This window comes from Methylosinus sp. DMC45 (assembly GCF_056313885.1).
On record NZ_JBQUZK010000056.1, the window covers coordinates 88858 to 106865 of the forward strand.

Here is an 18008-nt window from a genome sequence, read left to right on the forward strand (position 1 = left end):
TCACGAGGCGGCGGCCGCGGCCTTGCGGCGCTTGGCCTCGGCGCGCATCAGATCGAGGCATTCCTTGGTGGAGGCCATGTCCAGCGCGGTGAGGCCGAGGTCGGTCTCGAAAGACGGGTCGGCGCCGGCCGCCATCAATTGCGCCACCGCGCGGGCGCGGCCGGAGGAGGCGGCGAACATCAGCGGCGTCGAGGCGTTCACATTTATGTGCTGAATGTCGATTCCGGCGCGGATCAGCAGCGCGATATTCTCCTCTATCTCGCCGACGCAGGCGAGCCACAGCGCCTGATTGCCGTCCACATTGGTCGCATGAATATCTGCCCCGGCCTGGAGCAGCTCGGCGACCAGCGCCGGCGGGGCGAGGCGCGCGGCGACCATCAGCGGCGTCACATTGTCCTTGTTGCGGCCATTGGCGTCGCCGGGCGCAAAGCCGTGCTCGGCCAGAAAAGCCTCCAGCGCCGGGCTCAGCGCCGCCGCGGCGGCGGGCGCGGAACGCTCGGCGATCGCCCAGGCCTCATAGCCGCCGTCGAGGCTGTAGACGTCGGAAAACCCCTGCTCGACAAAATATTTGGCGTAGGCCTGGCTGGAATTGCCATGATAGCAGCAGAAAATCACCGGCCGGTCTTTCGGCGTCAATGTGACGAAGGAGGAGATGTTCTCCCGGCTCGCCGGCTCGGCCCCGTCTATATGGCCGCGCGCGAAAGAATCCGGGTCGCGCACATCGATCACCAACGCGCGCCCGCGCCCGATGATCTGACGCGCCGCGGTGACGTCGATCCTGCGAAAATTCGCCTGCATGCCGCATTTCTCCCTACGATCGCCCCGCGACATGCGAAGTCGGGGCCAACCGCGCCTCGGGGACGGCGCGCGCTGGTTTTCGGCGCCCTCGTCGGCTAGGCTCGCGGGAGGAGGCGCCACATGCGGGACACGGCGGAGAATTTCGAGGATCGGGCGCGGCTCGACGGACGCATCGCGCTGGCGATCGTCACTTTCGCCACCGCTTATGGGCTCGTCGCGCTGCTCGATCGCGTCGGCGCGCCGGAGCGGCTGGTGGCGCTGGTGTCGCCCTATTTCACGGTCGTCGCCCTCGCCGCGCTCGGCTTTCTGCTGCATTCGATGCGCGTGTCCTTCTATTACGCGGCGGGACGGGCGGCGCCGGCCGCCTATGTCGGATTTGCGCAGGCGGCGCTCGTCACCGGACTCGCGGCGCCTTTCGCGGCGCGGCTCACCGGCGCCGGCTCGCCGCTCGGCGTGACGCTCGGCCTGCTGCTCGGCGTCGCGCTCATCGGCGCCGCCACCGGGCCGATGCTGCGCAAGACCGGCGCCTTTTCTCTGTCCGATCTGCTCGCGGCGCGCTTCTCGCGCATGGAGCCGCGGCTCGGCATGATCGCCGTCGCGGCGCTCACCTCGGCGATCGTGGCGCTCGCCGGCTATCAGACGGCGGTGGACGCGCTGGTCGGCTTCACCGGCGCGGGCCGGCCTTTCGCGGCCTTCTTCATCGGCGCGGCGATTCTCCTGATCGCGGGGCCGGGCGGCGTCGGCGGCGTGCTGTGGAGCGCCTGCGCCGCCGCGGGCGTGCTGGTCGCCGGCTTCGCCCTGCCGCAGATCGCCCTGATGACGGAAGGCTTTCCGACGCCCTTGCCACTCATCGGCGATCAGACCGCCTGGAACGAGGCGACCCGCATCATTCAGAATTGGCGGCTGGCGCGGCCAGCGCCGGCGGCGCTCGAGATCGCCACCGCGCTCGGCCTGGCGCTCGGACTCGCGACTCTCGCGCCCGCCCTCGCCCCATCGGTGGCGACGCGGGACGCCGCGGCGGCGCGACGAGCCGGGATCGCGGCCCTGTTCTGGACGCTGACGGCGGCGGCGCTGGTGGCGGCGACGGTCGCCTCCTCCGCGCTGATCGTCTCCAATGTCGCCGTCGGCCAAACGCCGGAACGGCTGCCCGAATCGATCTATTCGGCGAGCGCGCGCGGCCTGCTGCAGATTTGCGGCGTCAAGGCGGACGGGCCGGCGCAGGCGCGCGCCGCCTGCCTCGCCCGCAAGCTGGCGCCCGCCGCGCCGCTGCGGGCGGAGGATATTTCCGTGCGCGCGGAATATCTCATCGGCGCGCTGCCGCAATTGGCCAAGCTCGGCGCCGCGCTCAGCGGCCTCGTCGCCTCCGGCGTCATCGCCGTCGGCCTGGCGCTGGCGGCGGCCAGCCTGCACGCCTGCGCCGCCGCGGTCGGCCATGACGCGCTCTATCGTCTGCGCGCCGAATCGGCGCTGACCAGCCGTCGCCTCGCCATCACGCGGCTGGCCCTCGTCGGCGTCACCGCGCTCGGCTCGGCGACGAGCGCGGCCAACGCCATAGACGCGCGCACGCTGGTCGGCATGGCGCTGGCGCTGTCGGCGGCCGGCTTCGTTCCGCTGATCGGCCTCGCGCTGCTTCCACGCGCGCAAGACCGCGACGCGATGATCGGCCAATTGGCGGGCGTCGCGACAATGGCGGTGACGTTGATCGTCGATTCGTCGCCGCCGGACATAGAGCAGCTCGCCTGGGCCGGACTCTGCGGCGCCATCGCCGGGCTGCTCGCCGGCGGCGTTTCGGCGCAGGCCTTCTCGAGAGAGACGCGGCAATCACGTAATTTCGTAGAGGAGATTTTACGCGGCGACGGCAATGTGCTACATCTCGATAAAGGAGCCTGAAATGCAACATTGTGTAACATCGTTATAAGAAGAAGATGGCGATGGCGAAAAAGCACAATTCGGGTAAAAATGTCAGCGTTGTTGCAAGAGAAAGCTCTGAGCTCCCGGCCGAGGCGGCTCATGTCGACGATCGCCGCAAGAGCTTTATAACATTGGGCGGCTGCTCGACTTACGAGAGCGGCCTGAGGCTGAATGAAGGTCTTTTCCGATCGCGCGGACATTTGTGGCGCCGCCCGACGATTTCGCTGGTCGCCGATCCGATCGAGAAAATCGATTCGCGCTTCTCCTGCCTGCCGCCGCAATTCCTGACCTATCTCGTCAATGACGCGAAGAAGCTGCATCTGCCGAATCTTCTGGAGATGGACGCGGAGCTGCTGATCTTCGACATAACGCGCGATCTGCGCACAGGCGTCGTCGCGCTCAGCGAAACGCAATTCGTCATCGATCCGCTCGAGGGCGTCAATATTATCGAGGGCCTGACGCCCGAGACGATGAATGAGGAGGTCTTCGACAAGGTCTTCAAAGGCGGCGAGCGCATTTCCTTTCACACCAATTGGGCGCGGTTCTTTCCGCTGTGGAAGCGCGCCTTCGCGCGATCGATCGAGATATTGTCGAGGAAGTTTTCGCGCCTCGTGCTGCTCGAGCATTATTTCACCTGCAAGGTGAATGGCGTCCCCTACACCTATGACCTCGCGCCCGGCGCCGCGGAGACGGCGAATATCGCGCTCGAGAAAATGTATGATTTCGCGCGCAGCTTCGACTGCATCTCTTTCGTCTCGCTGCCGCGCAAGCTGTTCATCACCGGCCGCGAGGTCCCCTGGGGCGGCCCGAGCGACACGCATTACTTGCCCGAGGTCTATCTTCTCTACGCCGAGAAGACCGCGCAGCTGCTCTTCCGCGATCGCGAGGACGGCAGCCGCGCCATCATCGATCAGCTCTTCCTCCGGGCGGCGGAGCGCGATGATCTGATCCTGCAGATTCAGGCTCTCACCGCGGAGCGCGACCAGCTGGCGACCGACAACGCCACTTTTGCCGCCGCGCGCGATGCCGCGCTCGAGGAACGAGACGAGATGCGGGCGCGGCTCGAAGGCGCGGCCGACGATAGGCTCACGCCCAGCGACGATCATGCGCCCGCCACGACGGAGAATGACGCCGCTTTCGTGGAGCGCGAGAGCGCGGCGATCGAGGCGAGAGTGATCCGAGCCGAGCGCGACGCCGCCATCGCGGAAAAGGCCGCGGCCGTCGCCGAGCGCGCTCTCACGCTCTATGAGAAAGAGGCGATGCAAAGGGAGCGCGACGCCGCCGTCGCGGACCGCGATCGCATCATGGGCGAAAATGCCGCCATAGCCGCCGAATGGAACAAGGAAACTCACGAGAAAGAAGCGATGCGGGCCGAGCGCGACGCGGCCATTGCGAACGCCGAGGCCATTGCGGCGGACCGTGATCGCATCATGAGCGAAAACGCCGCCATAGCCGCCGAACGGAACAAGGAAGCGCACGAGAAGGATGCGATGCGGGCCGAGCGCGACGCGGCCATTGCGAACGCCGAGGCCATTGCGGCGGACCGCGATCGCATCATGAACGAAAACGCCGTCATGGCCGCCGAATGGAGCAAGGAGGCGCATGAGAAGGAGGCGATGCGCGCGGAGCGCGACAACGCTCTCGCCGACAAGCACGCCTTTGCGGCCGATCGTGATCGCGTCCTGGCCGAAAGCGCCGCATTGCTCGTCGAGCGCGATCGAGCGTCCGGCGAGATCGACGAGATCATCGCCCGGCTCGAAGCCGCTCTCGCGCATAGCGAGGAGCTCGCCGCCGAGCGCGACCGCCTCGCCGTCGAGAAGGCCGCGCTCATCTCCGAGCGCGACTATGCCCGCGACGCGCTGCTCGAACGCCCGGTCGGCGCGGCATAGGCCGAGCCGTGACGCCGGAAGAGACGATCAGCCGCCGGAGAGCGCCAGCGCCATCGGCATGGTGACTCCGGCGACGAGGGTCTGCACGCTGATGATGCCCGCCGCGACGCGGTGATCGCCGCCGAGCAGCCGCGCCATGATATAGGCGGAGGGCGTGCAGGGCAGCGCGCTGAACAGCACCATTCCGCTCAGCGTCACGCGATCGAGGCCGAGACCCGAGCCGATCCAATAGGCGAAGAAGGGCAGAGCGACGAGCTTGACGGCCGCCGATTGCAGCACCGGCCCCAGCGACACGCGCGCCGCCGCGAGATCGAGCCCCGCGCCCACCGAAAGCAGGCCGAGCGGCAGAGAGGCGGAGCCGAGCACATGCAGAGTCTCGAGCGCCACGGCCGGCAGCGGCAGGCCAGACAGATTCGCCATCGCCCCCGCGAGCACGGAGACCACGACCGGATTGCCGGCGATGGCGCGCGCGAGGCGGCGCGGATCGGCGCTCTTCTGCTCGCCATAGAAGGCGAGGATGAGAATGGAGAGAATGTTGAACAGCGGAATGGCGATGGCGATCGCGATGGAGGTCGCCATCAGCCCCGGCCGGCCGAAGACGGCGGTGGCGGCGGCGACGCCGACATAAGTGTTGGGCCTCACCGCCCCCTGCAGCACGGAGGAGAAGGTCGGCCCCGCCTGCGGCCGCAGCAGCCGGCCGGCGAAAATCAGCGCCCCGCCGGCGGCGGCCGCGCCCAGCACGGTGGCCGCTATCGCGCGCAAGGGAAGGTCGGCGAGATCGGCGGTCGCGATCTGCGCGAACATCAGCGACGGAAACAGGCAGAAATAATTCAGCCGCTCGCAAGGAAGCCAGAACTCCTCCGGCAGGAGGCGGCGATGGCGGAGCCCATAGCCCAGAAATATGAGGATGAAAATCGGCGCGAGCGCCGTCAGCACGGCCGACATGCGAGAAACCTCTCCTGACCCCGGCGGAACGGCGCGACAAAAGTTCCGAAGCCATAGTCATAGCAATGATTTACAGCGCCGATCAAATGGATATAAAGTCTGTCGCGCGCCGCCGTAGCGGAAGACCGCGCTCCGCCCGGAGGAGAATTTTCTCCACGTTTCCGGTCGGCCGCGGCGCATCGCCGCCGCCGGAGCCCGGCGAGAGGGCTCTCTATCCTTCCCGCCCGTTTCTGCTATAAGCCCGTCGCGCGCCCGGTTTTCCGGGCGGCTCCGCTCGCGGCGACCCTCGCTGGACGACATCCCGGCCCCGGCCGCGGCCTGCGGACCCACACCAGACGAGAAAAGGACCTCACCGATGTCGATCACTGCGGAGCGCAAGCAGGCGCTCATCAAGGAATATGCGACCAAGCCGGACGACACCGGCTCGCCGGAAGTGCAGGTTGCGATCCTCACCGAGCGCATCACCAATCTGACCGGGCATTTCAAGACCCATGTGAAGGACAATCATTCGCGTCGCGGTCTCTTGAAGCTCGTGTCGCAGCGTCGCCAGCTGCTCGACTATGTGAAGTCGAGAGACGAGCCGCGCTATCGCTCCATCATCGAGCGTCTCGGCATTCGTCGCTGAGCTTCCGGCCGTCCCGCGGGACGGCCCTCGAAAGAGCGTCAGAGAAAGCGAGATCGCGGTCCGCCGCGATTTCGCGTATGAAAAAACGGTTCGGCCGAACGATTCGGCCGCTTCATTGCCGGAAGGGATGCGCGAAAGGGCGGCCCTTCCAATGTTCGGCGGGCGGCATGGGGCCGCGCCGCCGGCCCTCGGCAGATCGTCATGGCAGGATCGCCGGACGCTGAGGCGAGGATCTTTCGAAGCGTTCGCGGCTTCGCGTCTTTGAAAATCCCCGCCCCACAGCCTCTCGCCGTCTTGCCCATGACGCCGCGCCAAGCCGACGCGCATCATGGCGCGTCATGAGAGAAAGACGAAAAGACATGTTCCAAATCCATCGCGAAGAGCTCGACTGGGCGGGCCGCAAGCTGATCCTCGAGACCGGCAAGATCGCCCGCCAGGCGGACGGCGCCGTTTTCGCCAGCTGGGGCGAGACCACCGTGCTCGCGACCGTCGTCTCCGCCAAGGCGCCCAAGCCCGGCCAGGACTTCTTCCCGCTGACCGTCAACTATCAGGAGAAGGCCTTCGCCGCCGGCCGCATTCCGGGCGGCTATTTCAAGCGCGAAGGCCGCCCCAGCGAGCGCGAGACGCTGGTCTCCCGCCTCATCGACCGGCCGATCCGCCCGCTCTTCCCCGACGGCTATCGCAACGACACGCAGGTCATCGTGACCGTGCTGAGCCATGATCTCGAGAATGACCCGGATGTTCTCGCCATGGTCGCCGCCTCGGCGGCGCTGACGCTCTCCGGCATTCCCTTCATGGGGCCGATCGGCGGCGCCCGCGTCGGCTATATCAACGGCCAGCTCAAGCTCAATCCGACGATCGAGGAGATGAAGCTCTCGGCGCTCGATCTCGTCGTCGCCGGCACGTCGGACGCCGTGCTGATGGTGGAATCGGAGGCGCAGGAGCTCTCCGAGGATTTGATGCTCGAGGCGGTGATGACCGGCCATCGCGGCTTCCAGCCCGTCATCGACGCCATCATCCGTCTCGCCGAGCGCGCCGCCAAGGACCCGCGCGACCTCAATGTCGCCGACAAGTCCGAGGTCAACGCCGCCGTCGCGGCGATCGCGGAAGCCGAGCTGCGCGCCGCTTATAAGATCACTGTGAAGCAGGACCGTTACGCCGCCGTGGACGCGGTGAAAGCCAAGGTCTTCGCCGGCCTGCTGCCGGAAGGCGGCGAGGCGAAATTCTCCAAGGAGCATGTCGCCGAGGCCTTCCACGATCTGCAGGCCAAGGTCGTGCGCTGGAACATTCTGGACGACGGCATTCGCATCGACGGCCGCGACGTGAAGACCGTGCGCCCGATCGTCGCCGAAGTGGGCGTGCTGCCGCGCGCGCACGGCTCCGCTCTGTTCACCCGCGGCGAGACGCAGGCGCTGGTCGTCGCGACGCTCGGCACCGGCGAGGATGAGCAATTCGTCGACTCGCTCGAGGGGACGTATAAGGAGCGCTTCCTGCTCCACTACAACTTCCCCCCCTATTCCGTCGGCGAGACGGGCCGCATGGGCTCGCCCGGCCGCCGCGAGATCGGCCATGGCAAGCTCGCCTGGCGCGCCATTCGCCCGATGCTGCCGGCCGCCGCCGAATTCCCCTACACGCTGCGCGTCGTCTCGGAGATCACCGAGTCCAACGGCTCCTCCTCCATGGCCACGGTCTGCGGCTCCTCGCTGGCGCTGATGGACGCGGGCGTGCCGCTGAAGAAGCCGACCGCCGGCATCGCCATGGGCCTCATCCTCGAGGGTTCGCGTTTCGCCGTTCTCTCCGACATTCTCGGCGACGAGGATCATCTCGGCGACATGGACTTCAAGGTGGCGGGCACGTCGGACGGCGTCACCTCGCTGCAGATGGACATCAAGATCGCCGGCATCACGGAAGAGATCATGCGCGTGGCGCTGGGCCAGGCGCGTGAGGGCCGTCTGCATATTCTCGGCGAGATGGCCAAGGCGCTCACCACCTCGCGCGCCGAGCTCGGCGAGTTCGCGCCGCGCATCGAGACGCTGAAGATCGCCACCGACAAGATCCGCGAGGTGATCGGCACCGGCGGCAAGGTCATTCGCGAGATCGTCGAGAAGACCGGCGCCAAGATCAATATCGAGGACGACGGCACGGTGAAGGTCGCCTCCTCGGACGGCAACTCCATCAAGGCGGCGATCAATTGGATCAAGTCGATCGCCTCGGACCCCGAGGTCGGCCAGATCTATGAGGGAACAGTGGTGAAGACCGCCGACTTCGGCGCCTTCGTCAATTTCTTCGGCGCCAAGGACGGCCTCGTTCACATCTCGCAGCTCTCCAAGCAGCGCGTGAACAAGACCACCGACGTGGTGAAGGAAGGCGACAAGGTGAAGGTGAAGCTGCTCGGCTTCGACGATCGCGGCAAGGTGCGCCTCTCCATGCGCGTCGTCGATCAGCAGACCGGCGAGGACCTCGAGGCCAAGGAAAAGGCCGAAGCCGCCGCCAACGCCGGCGAGTGACGGCTCATCGGATAGAAACGGGAGCGCCCCTCCCTTACCCTCCCCCGCTTTCGCGGGAGAGGGAGGCGGCCGGCGTTACGCGAAATCTCCGTGAAGCGCGGACCCTACCCCCTCTCCCGCGAAGCGGGGGAGGGCCGGGGAGGGGGCTCCCCTCGAATTTCAGCCTCGAAATAATATCGTTGCGGACAGGAGCTCCCGCATGTTTCGTCGCTTCGCCGCATGCGCGGTTCTTCTCCTCGCCGCCTCCCCCGCCGTCGCCGAAACAGCGCCGCTGGAGCGCATCCTCTCCGCGACGCCGATCTATCTCTCCGACGGCGGCGGCCGTGATCTCGCCGTGCTCGTCGACAATCTCGACAATGGCGCCGATCTCTATGTCTATCTCGGGCTCGATCAGGACGCTCTGCGCGCCGGGGCCAAGCCCAGCTTCGTGAAGAAGAACGCCGCCTGGAACGGCGGCATGGCGGGACAGCGGCCTTCGCTGGCGGTGAGCGACAAGGGCTCGCTGCTGATCAAATCCGAGAATGATTCGATCGGCCGCGACCGCTGGAGCGAGACTTTGACGGTCATCCGCCGCAATGGCGCGCTCATCGTCGCCGGCTTCACCTATGCGACCCGCGACACGATCGACCCCAGCGCCGGCAAGAGCTGCGATCTCAATTTCCTCTCCGGCAAGGGAACGCGCAACGGCAAGAAGATCGAGATCAAGGCGCAGACGATTTCGCTCGCCGATTGGTCGGACGATAATCCGCCCAAAGAGTGCGAGCGCTGACCGAAGCCTCGTCCTGTTCACCCTCCCTCCCGAAAGCGGATGCGAATGTCATCCGCGCTTGCTAAGGAAGGGCCGCAAGAGAGGGATAGAGGCGTGAACGAGGCGGCGAAAACCGATTTATCGAGCGGCGACGCTCTCGGCGCGATATTGGCGTCGTTCCAGCGCGCGGGCTTTGCCCGCTGCGAGCCGAAGATATTGCAGCCGGCCGGCGTATTCCTCGACCGCTCGGGCGAGGATTTCCGCGGCCGCCTGTACCTCACCAGCGACGCCGCCGGCGACGACGTCTGCCTGCGGCCGGAATATACGATCCCCGTCTGCCTCGCCTATCTCGCCTCGGCGACGGCCGGGGCGCCCGCCTCCTTCGCCTACGGCGGCACTGTGTTCCGCTTTCCCGCCGAGGGCGAGACGGGCAGCGGCGAGCTGTTGCAGGCCGGGCTCGAGAGCTTCGGCCGCGACGATCGCGAGGCCGCCGACGCCGAGATTCTCGCCGCCGCTCTCGAGGCCGCCTCCGCGGCCGATGGCGGGGCGCTGCATGTGGAGACCGGCGACGCCGGCCTCGTCTCCACCTTTCTGGATCGGCTCGATCTGCCGCCCGCCTGGCGCCGGCGTCTCGAGACGGGACACGCCCGCGGCGAGTCGCTGTCGCAGATTTTCGCTCCGCCCGCCAATGGCAAGGAGCACGCCGGCGTGCTCGCCGCGCTCGAGAAGGTGGACGCCAAGGAGGCGCGCGCGCTCGTCGAGGATCTTCTGTCCATCGCCGGCATTTCGCCGGTCGGCGGCCGCAGCGCCGGGGAGATCGCCGAGCGCTTTCTGGATCAGGCCGCTCTCGCCGGCGGCGCCGGCGTGAGCGCCGAGAAGCATGCGCTGGTCGACGCTTTCTTCGCCATTCAGGGCCAGATCGACGAGGCCGCGGCCGCGCTGCGCGCGCTGGCGAAGGAGGCCGCGCTCGACCTGACCGCGGCGCTCGACTCGCTCGACACGCGCTCGGGCTTTCTCGCGGCGCGCGGCGTCGATCTCGATCGCGTGCGCTTCTCCGCGAGCTTCGCGCGGAGGCTCGACTATTACTCGGGCTTCGTCTTCGAGGCGCGGCGCGAGCCCGCCGGCCCGGCGCTCATCGGCGGCGGGCGCTACGACCGCCTGCTGAAGACGCTGGGCGCGAAACAGGACATTCCCGCTGTCGGCGCGGCCATATGGGTCGATCGGCTGACGGCGCGCAAAGGAAACGCGGCATGACCGCAACGACGACCGACAGACTCATCGTCGCCGTTCCCTCCAAGGGCCGGCTGCAGGAGAACGCCAACGCCTTTTTCGCCCGTGCGGGCATAGAGGTGACGCAGGGGCGCGGGGCGCGCGACTATCGCGGCCAGCTCGCCGGAGTGGAGGATGCGGAGGCCGCCTTTCTCTCCGCCTCCGAGATCACCTCGCGGCTCGCCAGCGGCGACGTCCATCTCGGCGTGACTGGCGAAGACCTCGTGCGCGAGACGATTGCCGACGCGGCGAGCAAGGTGGAGATTCTGGCGCCGCTCGGCTTCGGCAAGGCCAATGTGGTGGTCGCCGTTCCGCAGGCCTGGATCGACGTGCGGACCATGGCCGATCTCGCCGATGTCTCGGCCGGCTTTCGCGCCCGCCATGGCCGCGGGCTGCGCGTCGCCACCAAATATATCCATACGACGCGGCGCTTCTTCGCCAAGCACGCCATCGGCGATTATCGCATCGTCGAGAGTTCCGGCGCCACGGAAGGCGCGCCGGCGGCGGGCTCCGCCGATCTCATCGTGGACATCACCACCACCGGCGCGACGCTCGTCGCCAATGCGCTGAAGACTTTGGACGATGGCGTGATCCTGCGCTCGCAGGCCAATCTCGTCGCCTCGCTGACCGCGCCCTGGACGCCGCGGGCGCGGGAGGCGGCGCGCATCATCCTCTCGCGCATAGCGGCCGAGGAGCAAGCCCGCACGACGCGCGAGATTCGCGCCCGTGTGACGCTGAACGACGCCCTCCTCGCCGAAGCGGCGGAGAAATTTTCCGTTGAGCTGCGCGAGCGCGGCGACGGCGGCTTTTTCGCCTTCTCCGCCCCGGCGGATGGCGCGCCGCAATTCGCCGACTGGCTGATCGCCAAAGGCGCGCGCACGGTGACGAGCGCCCGGCTGGACTATGTGTTCAGCGCGGAAAATGCGCTGTGGAGCCGGCTGCAAGGGCGGATCTGATCGGGTTGCGGCGCGAAAAGCGCCGATAGCCGGACGAGCCCCCTCCCCAGCCCTCCCCCGCTGCGCGGGAGAGGGAGCAGATGCGGCGCTTCATCGAAATTTCGCCCAACGCTGGCCGCCCCCTCTCCCGCGCAGCGGGGGAGGGTGAGGGAGGGGGCCTTCGCGCCCGCCTTCGGCTTGAATGGCGCAGGCGGCCGAACTTTTCCCATTTTGAGAATTCGCCGATGATCGGCGTCGTCCCCGGCGCTGGCGGAGTGGCGCGGCGCGCCGGGGACCCAAAGCCGAACTCGTTACACTGCGGCTTCGGACGCCCGCCGGCTTCGACGCGCCGGCGGATGTGCGAGGACGGTCAATGCGTGTGGCGCAATAGCAGCAGCAACGCGATCGGATTGGTCGTCACGTAACGCAAGAACAGCCGGCGCGGCTCGAGACGAAGGCGGAAGGCCCATTCGAGGCCGGCCTTCTGCATCCACATAGGCGCGCGCTTCTTGGCGCCGGCCACAAAATCGAACAGGCCTCCAGATGTCTTGATCACTTTGACGTTTCGAAGGCGATCGCTCCATTTTCGCACGAATTCCTGCTCGCGCGGCACGCCCAGCGCGAGCCAGACGATATCCGGCGCCAGCTCGTCGATCTCGTCGATCTTGCGCTCCAGCTCCTCGCCGGCGAGATAGCCATGCGAGCGGCCGACGATGCGCAGGCCGGGGAAGCGGCGCTTGGTGACCTCATAGGTCGCGCGATTGACCTCCTCCGTCCCGCCATAGAGGTAGAAGGTGACGCCCTCGCGCGCGGCCATTTCGGCGACCAGCGGATAGAGATCCGTGGTGGCGACGCGCTCCGGCAGCGCCCGCGCGCCCAGCAGGCGCGAGGCGAAGACGAGCGGTTGGCCGTCGGCGCTGATGAGATCGGCCTCGTCGACGAGCTCGGCGAATTCGCGGCTGGCGCGGCGACGCGCCAGCACCTCGCCATTGACGGAGGTGAGATAGAGCGGCCCATTCTCCCGCGCGGGGCGGAGAGCCGCCTCGATCATCAGCCGCGCGGTCGCCGCAAGATCGAGCCGCGCGACGCGCGCGCCGCCAACGGTGATCTCCTCGATGTCCCGGAACGCCGGTTTACGCTGGAACGCCATGAATACGCTACCCTTTTTCGCCTGCCGTCCCGTTTCGAAACGTGGTCGGCAATGTCGAAGGGTAGGTTGAGAGATGCGTGCCAGAGAGAATCGGGGCTGTTCTGTGCGGATTCGAAACGGGACGACGGGCGAACCCGCCATCCCCGTCCGCTCACAGCGTTCGGCGCGCCGGCGAAGGGTCGCTATCGAGCCGCGCGAAGAGGAGATGGTCGCGCCATTGGCCGTTGATGTTGAGATAGGCCCGCGCGAAGCCCTCCTGATGGAAGCCATTGCGCTCCAGCAGCCGGATGGAGGCGGCGTTGGAGGGCAGGCAGGCGGCCTCGACGCGATGCAGGCGCTGGCGGCTGAAGGCGTAATCCAGCGCGGCGCGCACGGCGCGGGACATATAGCCCTTGCCGGCATAGGGCTCGCCCATCCAATAGCCGAGCGTCGCCGCCTGGGACACGCCGCGACGCACATGGCCGAGCGTCAAGCCGCCGACGAGCACGTCGTCCGCCTCGCGGAAAACGAAGAAGGAATAGGCCTCGTCGCGCGCCATCTCCTCGGCGTGACGGCGCACGCGATAGCGAAAGCTCCCGCGCGTGAGATCGTCGGACGGCCAGGTCGGCTCCCAGGGCGTCAGAAAGGCGCGGCTGCGCTCCCTGAGCGACGCCCAGGCGACGAAGTCCCGCATCTCTGAGCCACGCAGATAGACGCCCTCGCCGCGCAGCGGCAGATCGCGATAGGCGGGAACGAGGCCGAAGAGCGCCATGGAAGCCCTCTCAGACCGCGGCGCGCGCTGCGCGGGCGCGCTCGGAAATAAAGGCCGCGACCTTGCCCGAATCATTGTCGAGCACGGTGAAGCGCTCGCGCGCGTCCAGAATATGCGCGAGATGCTCGGGCAGCGGCGGGCGCTTGCCGATGGCGCGCTCCACAGCGTCCGGGAATTTCGCCGGATGGGCGGTGGCGAGCGAAACGATCGGCGTCGCAGGATCGATCGCGAGGCGTTTTCTCGCCGCATGAACGCCGGTGGCGGCGTGCGGATCGAGAATATAGCCGGTCTCGCGATAGGTGCGGGCGATCTCTTCCGTCGTGTCGGCCTCATAGGCCGCGCTCGCCTCGAATTCGGCGCGGATCGCTGCGAGCGGCGCGGGGGCGACGGTAAAGCCCTTGGATTGATCCAGCGCGCCCATCAGCCCGCGAATCTGCGCGGCGTCGCGGCCATAGACGTCGAACAGCAGACGCTCGAAATTGGACGAGATCTGAATATCCATCGACGGCGATTGCGTCGGGGTCACGCCACGCAGCTCATAGCGTCCGCTCGCCAGCGTGCGCGCGAGAATATCGTTGGAATTCGTGCCGATGACCAGCTTGCCGATCGGCAGGCCCATGCGCCCGGCCACATAGCCCGCCAGCACATCGCCGAAATTGCCGGTGGGAACCGAAAAGCTCACCTCGCGATGCGGCGCGCCGAGCGCGACGGCGCTCGTGAAATAATAGGCCGTCTGCGCGACGACGCGCGCCCAATTGATGGAATTGACGCCGGCGAGGCCGACGCTCTCGCGGAAACGCGCGTCGCGGAACAGCGATTTCAGAATCGATTGCGCATCGTCGAAGGAGCCGCGCAGCGCAATGGTGTGGATGTTGGCGGCCTCGACCGTCGTCATCTGCCGCCGCTGCACGTCCGAGACGCGCTCATGCGGATAGAGGATGAAGACATCGACGCGATCGAGCCCGGCGAAGGCCTCGATCGCCGCCGCGCCCGTGTCGCCCGAGGTGGCGCCGACGATGGTCGCGCGCAAGCCACGACGGGCGAGGACGGCGTCCATCATGCGCCCGAGCAATTGCATGGCGACGTCCTTGAACGCCAGCGTCGGGCCATGGAACAGCTCGAGGACGAAGAGATTGTCGGCGATCTGCGTCAGCGGCGCGATGGCGCTGTGACGGAAGCTCGAATAGGCGCCCTGCGTCAGCGCGCGCAGCTCGGCGCCGTCGAAGGCCTCGCCGAGGAAAGGCGCGATGATGCGCGCGCTGGCCTCGGCATAGGGGAGGCCGGCGAGAGAAGCGATATCGCCGCGCGCGAGTCCCGGATAGGAGACGGGCGCATAGAGCCCGCCGTCGGAGGCGAGGCCGGCGAGGAGAACGTCTTCGAAGGCGAGCTCTGGAGCTTCGCCGCGTGTGGAAATGTAGCGCACGGCGTCTCTTCTACCCGCGAAGCCGGCGCCGGCAAAGTCCGAAGGCGCCGAAATCGTCGCGAGAATCGCCTCCGCTGGAGAATGCGCGGCCGACTCAGCGCCGTCTCAGCCGGCCGAATGCGTAGAAGGCGAAGCCTCCCGCGACCGCGGCCGAAAGCGAGAACCAGGTGATGGCGTAGGAAAGGTGATTATTGGAAAGCTCGATATTGTGGTCGTAGACGCGCGGCAGGCCGGGCGTCGGCGTCGCCGGATCGAGCTCGAGCAGAAAGGGCGCGGCGTCGGCGATTTTGAGATAGGCGGCCAGAGCCCGCGCGTCGGCGGTGTAGAACAGGCCCTCCTGCGGCGAATCGGCCGGCGTGAAGAGATTGCGCGCCTGCGGTCCGCGCAGCAGGCCGATGATCGCGACCGGACCGGCGGGCTCGCGCTTGCGGGTCTCGTCGCCGCGCTGCGACAGCAGCAGAAAGCCGCGATCGACCAATATCGCGCCGCCGCCGTCGAGCAGCAGAGGCGCGATCACCCGATAGCCCGGCTCCACCCCGGCGCCGGAGGGCGGCGGCGAGAAGATCAGCGCCTCGCGCGCAAGATCGAAATGGCCGGACGCTCGGACATGGGTGAAATCATAGTCCTGCGGCGCGAGCGCCTCCCATTGCGCGCGCGGCGGCGGCGCGACGGGCGCGGCCGCCGCGCGCGTCTCGACGCGCTCGATCAGCGCCTCTTTCCAGGCGAGGCGCCGCAGCTGCCAGACGCCGAGCCCGGCCAGCAGCGCCGCCATGACGAGCGAAAAGATCGCCGGCCCGATAAGAGCGCGCGCTTCAGCCTTCATCGGCGCGATGCCCCTCCTCCGCCTTGTTGAAATATTGCAGCGCGATCAAGAGGCTCTTGGTCGGCCGCAGCAGGCCGGCGCAGACGATGACGGTGAGCGGCAGAAAGATGAGCGCATGCACCCAATAGGGCGGCGCATAGGCGACCTCGACATAGAGCGCGGCGCCGACGACGATGAAGCCGGCGATGGTCATCACGAAGACGGCCGGCCCATCGCCCGAATCGGCGAAAGCGAGATCGAGCCCGCAGACCTCGCAGCTCGGCGCGAGCGTGAGAAAGCCGCGGAACAAATGTCCTTTGCCGCAACGCGGGCAGCGGCCGAGCAGGCCGGCGACATAAGGATTGACGGTGGAGCGTTCGTCCGCGGCCATGATGTTCCTATCCCTTTTGCGAGGGCGAGAGATCGACGAAACGAAAGAAGCGCCGACGAGACCCCGCCGGCGCTTCTCTCAAAAGAAGCCGAAATGGGCTCGTCCCGTCACTCCATATGGCCGCCCCAGTTGCCCCAAACGTAGATGGAGGCGAACAGGAACAGCCAGACGACGTCGACGAAATGCCAATACCACGCGGCGAACTCGAAGCCGAGATGCTGCTCCGGCTTGAACTGGCCGGCGAGCGCGCGCGCGAGGCAGACGATGAGGAAGATAGAGCCGACGATCACATGGAAGCCGTGGAAGCCGGTCGCCATGAAGAAGCTCGCGCCATAGATCGAGCCTTTGAAGGCGAAGGGCGCATGGGCGTATTCATAGGCCTGGACGCAGGTGAAGATCAGGCCGAGCGCGATGGTGGCGATGAGGCCCCTCTTCAGCGCGTCGCGATTATTGTGCAGCAGGCCGTGATGCGCATAGGTGAGCGTCGCGCCGGAGGTGAGCAGGATCACCGTGTTCAGCAGCGGCAGATGCCAGGGATTGAGCACCTCGATCCCATGCGGCGGCCACACGCCCTGGAACAGCTCGGTGCGGGCGAACTGCTGCGGATCGGCCGGGAAGATCGCCGAATTGAAGAAGGCCCAGAACCAGGCGACAAAGAACATCACCTCGGAGAGGATGAAGAGGATCACGCCATAGCGGTGATGCAGCTGCACGACCGCGGTGTGATGGCCCTCATGCTCGGCCTCGCGGATGATGTCGCTCCACCAGGACCACATGGTAAAGAGAATGCCGGCGAAACCGGCGCTGAACAGCAGCGGACCGCCGATCTTCACGCCCAGCAGCGGCAGGCCCTTCATCCAATAGATGGCGCCGATCGCGGTGAACAGCGCGGCGAGCGAGCCGACGAGCGGCCACGGGCTCGGATCGACGAGATGATAATCGTGATTTGGTTTCGCGTGTCCGTCCGACATATCAGTATCCTCGAGATTTCGCCGGCCGGGCCGGTCTCGTTCACAGGGCTCCAATCGCTCGAGTGGCTCGCTCCGCCGCGGGCGTCCCTCGTCGCATTCTTTTACGTCACGTCTTCGGCTTCACGCCGCTCGCCGCCTCCTTGGGCTTTGCGTCCTTGGGCTTTTTGGAGGCGAAGAAGGAATAGGAGAGCGTGATCTCCTCGACGTGGCGCATCGTCTCATCGGCCTCGAGCGCCGGATCGAGGAAGAACACCACCGGCCATTCGGCGCTCTCATGCGGCGCGAGCTTCTGCTCCGAGAAGCAGAAGCAGGCGAGCTTGTCGAAATAGGCGCCGGCCTGATCCGGGCTGACATTGTAGGCGGCGACGCCGCTCGTCTCCTGATCGGAGAGATTGACGACCTTGTAATAGATGGTCGCGGTCTCGCCGGTGCGCACCACGATGCGGGGCGTCTCCGGCTCGAAGCGCCAGGGCAGATCGCGCGCGACATTGGCGTCGAAGCGCACGCCGATGCTGCGCTCGCCGGGCTTGGCCGGCGCGAGCTTGGCGACCTGCGTCGTGCCGCCGAAGCCGGTGGCGGAGCAGAAGGCGCGATAGAGCGGGACCGAGGCGAAGGACAGAATCAGCATCGCCACCGAGCCGCCGATCAGCAGCGCGGCGCCCCTGCCGGCGTGGCCTTTCTCTTTGCGATCCGCGCCCATCACGACCTCACCCCGCCCGCGGCACGACGTTGCCGCCGAGCTTCACAATGGTGACAAAATAGAAGAGCGCCACGAACAGCGCCACGGCGACGCCGATCGCTATGTTGCGGGCGCGGCGGCTCTTCGCCTGCTCCGGCGTGAGGACGACGCCCTCTCGCCGCTCAGTGTCCTCGTGTCGGCCGATCGTCATGCG

Annotated in this window: 17 protein-coding genes; 7 read left to right on the plus strand and 10 right to left on the minus strand. The window is 67.2% G+C overall.

What is annotated here, in order from left to right; translation table 11 throughout:
* Positions 1-798 (minus strand): thiosulfate sulfurtransferase GlpE, encoded by a 798-nt coding sequence (glpE, locus tag ACT53T_RS19535; protein ID WP_018266717.1) that lies wholly within the window; start codon positions 796-798, stop codon positions 1-3.
* 120 nt (positions 799-918) lie between these two features.
* On the opposite strand from glpE, the gene ACT53T_RS19540 reads away from it, so the two are divergent.
* On the plus strand, positions 919-2688 hold the full coding sequence (locus ACT53T_RS19540; protein WP_476162507.1) for a symporter-like protein: 1770 nt from the start codon (positions 919-921) through the stop codon (positions 2686-2688).
* 221 nt (positions 2689-2909) lie between these two features.
* On the plus strand, positions 2910-4598 hold the full coding sequence (locus tag ACT53T_RS19545) for a hypothetical protein (RefSeq protein ID WP_476162508.1): 1689 nt from the start codon (positions 2910-2912) through the stop codon (positions 4596-4598).
* Between the two features lie 27 nt (positions 4599-4625).
* Here the strand turns inward: ACT53T_RS19545 and ACT53T_RS19550 are convergent, their stop codons facing one another.
* Positions 4626-5543, minus strand: a complete 918-nt coding sequence (locus ACT53T_RS19550; RefSeq protein ID WP_476162509.1) for an AEC family transporter — start codon at positions 5541-5543, stop codon at positions 4626-4628.
* A 355-nt stretch (positions 5544-5898) separates the two neighbouring features.
* Between ACT53T_RS19550 and rpsO the strand changes: the two genes are divergently transcribed.
* From rpsO to hisG, 5 genes are all read left to right on the plus strand, one after another.
* Entirely contained in the window at positions 5899-6168 is a 270-nt protein-coding gene (gene rpsO, locus ACT53T_RS19555; RefSeq protein ID WP_018266720.1) for a 30S ribosomal protein S15, read from the plus strand.
* Between the two features lie 359 nt (positions 6169-6527).
* Positions 6528-8675, plus strand: coding sequence for a polyribonucleotide nucleotidyltransferase (gene pnp / locus ACT53T_RS19560; RefSeq protein WP_400769766.1), 2148 nt, complete (start codon positions 6528-6530; stop codon positions 8673-8675).
* A gap of 199 nt (positions 8676-8874) precedes the next feature.
* A complete protein-coding gene (locus tag ACT53T_RS19565) occupies positions 8875-9444 on the plus strand; it encodes a hypothetical protein (protein ID WP_476162510.1) in 570 nt (189 codons plus the stop codon).
* Between the two features lie 93 nt (positions 9445-9537).
* On the plus strand, positions 9538-10677 hold the full coding sequence (locus ACT53T_RS19570) for an ATP phosphoribosyltransferase regulatory subunit (protein ID WP_476162511.1): 1140 nt from the start codon (positions 9538-9540) through the stop codon (positions 10675-10677).
* Positions 10674-11648 carry an ATP phosphoribosyltransferase gene (gene hisG, locus ACT53T_RS19575; protein WP_476162512.1) on the plus strand — a complete coding sequence of 325 codons (975 nt, stop codon included), beginning with the start codon at positions 10674-10676 and terminating at the stop codon, positions 11646-11648. The genes ACT53T_RS19570 and hisG overlap by 4 nt, the downstream gene beginning before the upstream one ends.
* A 349-nt stretch (positions 11649-11997) precedes the next feature.
* Here the strand turns inward: hisG and ACT53T_RS19580 are convergent, their stop codons facing one another.
* The 8 genes from ACT53T_RS19580 to ACT53T_RS19615 form a co-directional block, all read right to left on the minus strand.
* Positions 11998-12777: a WecB/TagA/CpsF family glycosyltransferase gene (locus ACT53T_RS19580; RefSeq protein WP_400769770.1), complete on the minus strand. Its 780-nt coding sequence runs from the start codon at positions 12775-12777 to the stop codon at positions 11998-12000.
* A gap of 151 nt (positions 12778-12928) precedes the next feature.
* Complete coding sequence (locus ACT53T_RS19585) at positions 12929-13528, minus strand: GNAT family N-acetyltransferase (protein ID WP_018266726.1); 600 nt, start codon at positions 13526-13528, stop codon at positions 12929-12931.
* Between the two features lie 10 nt (positions 13529-13538).
* Positions 13539-14951: a threonine synthase gene (thrC, locus tag ACT53T_RS19590; protein WP_476162513.1), complete on the minus strand. Its 1413-nt coding sequence runs from the start codon at positions 14949-14951 to the stop codon at positions 13539-13541.
* A gap of 94 nt (positions 14952-15045) precedes the next feature.
* Positions 15046-15774: an SURF1 family protein gene (locus tag ACT53T_RS19595; RefSeq protein WP_476162514.1), complete on the minus strand. Its 729-nt coding sequence runs from the start codon at positions 15772-15774 to the stop codon at positions 15046-15048.
* A complete protein-coding gene (locus ACT53T_RS19600) occupies positions 15764-16144 on the minus strand; it encodes a DUF983 domain-containing protein (protein WP_476162515.1) in 381 nt (126 codons plus the stop codon). Before ACT53T_RS19600 ends, ACT53T_RS19595 begins: the two co-directional genes overlap by 11 nt.
* Before the next feature lie 107 nt (positions 16145-16251).
* On the minus strand, positions 16252-17115 hold the full coding sequence (locus tag ACT53T_RS19605) for a cytochrome c oxidase subunit 3 (protein ID WP_018266730.1): 864 nt from the start codon (positions 17113-17115) through the stop codon (positions 16252-16254).
* Between the two features lie 106 nt (positions 17116-17221).
* The gene (locus ACT53T_RS19610; protein WP_476162516.1) at positions 17222-17815 is read right to left on the minus strand and encodes a cytochrome c oxidase assembly protein; all 594 of its coding nucleotides are present in this window, start codon (positions 17813-17815) and stop codon (positions 17222-17224) included.
* Positions 17816-17822: 7 nt separating this feature from the next.
* Complete coding sequence (locus tag ACT53T_RS19615) at positions 17823-18005, minus strand: hypothetical protein (RefSeq protein ID WP_018266732.1); 183 nt, start codon at positions 18003-18005, stop codon at positions 17823-17825.
* Positions 18006-18008 lie beyond the last annotated feature (3 nt).

What these genes read in the sequence shown, in the direction of transcription:
- glpE (WP_018266717.1), bottom strand. Translation starts at nt 798, where the DNA reads ATGCAGGCGAATTTTCGCAGGATCGACGTCACCGCGGCGCGTCAGATC.
- ACT53T_RS19540 (WP_476162507.1), top strand. Translation starts at nt 919, where the DNA reads ATGCGGGACACGGCGGAGAATTTCGAGGATCGGGCGCGGCTCGACGGA.
- ACT53T_RS19550 (WP_476162509.1), bottom strand. Translation starts at nt 5,543, where the DNA reads ATGTCGGCCGTGCTGACGGCGCTCGCGCCGATTTTCATCCTCATATTT.
- rpsO (WP_018266720.1), top strand. Translation starts at nt 5,899, where the DNA reads ATGTCGATCACTGCGGAGCGCAAGCAGGCGCTCATCAAGGAATATGCG.
- pnp (WP_400769766.1), top strand. Translation starts at nt 6,528, where the DNA reads ATGTTCCAAATCCATCGCGAAGAGCTCGACTGGGCGGGCCGCAAGCTG.
- ACT53T_RS19565 (WP_476162510.1), top strand. Translation starts at nt 8,875, where the DNA reads ATGTTTCGTCGCTTCGCCGCATGCGCGGTTCTTCTCCTCGCCGCCTCC.
- hisG (WP_476162512.1), top strand. Translation starts at nt 10,674, where the DNA reads ATGACCGCAACGACGACCGACAGACTCATCGTCGCCGTTCCCTCCAAG.
- ACT53T_RS19580 (WP_400769770.1), bottom strand. Translation starts at nt 12,777, where the DNA reads ATGGCGTTCCAGCGTAAACCGGCGTTCCGGGACATCGAGGAGATCACC.
- ACT53T_RS19585 (WP_018266726.1), bottom strand. Translation starts at nt 13,528, where the DNA reads ATGGCGCTCTTCGGCCTCGTTCCCGCCTATCGCGATCTGCCGCTGCGC.
- ACT53T_RS19595 (WP_476162514.1), bottom strand. Translation starts at nt 15,774, where the DNA reads ATGAAGGCTGAAGCGCGCGCTCTTATCGGGCCGGCGATCTTTTCGCTC.
- ACT53T_RS19600 (WP_476162515.1), bottom strand. Translation starts at nt 16,144, where the DNA reads ATGGCCGCGGACGAACGCTCCACCGTCAATCCTTATGTCGCCGGCCTG.
- ACT53T_RS19605 (WP_018266730.1), bottom strand. Translation starts at nt 17,115, where the DNA reads ATGTCGGACGGACACGCGAAACCAAATCACGATTATCATCTCGTCGAT.
- ACT53T_RS19610 (WP_476162516.1), bottom strand. Translation starts at nt 17,815, where the DNA reads ATGGGCGCGGATCGCAAAGAGAAAGGCCACGCCGGCAGGGGCGCCGCG.
- ACT53T_RS19615 (WP_018266732.1), bottom strand. Translation starts at nt 18,005, where the DNA reads ATGACGATCGGCCGACACGAGGACACTGAGCGGCGAGAGGGCGTCGTC.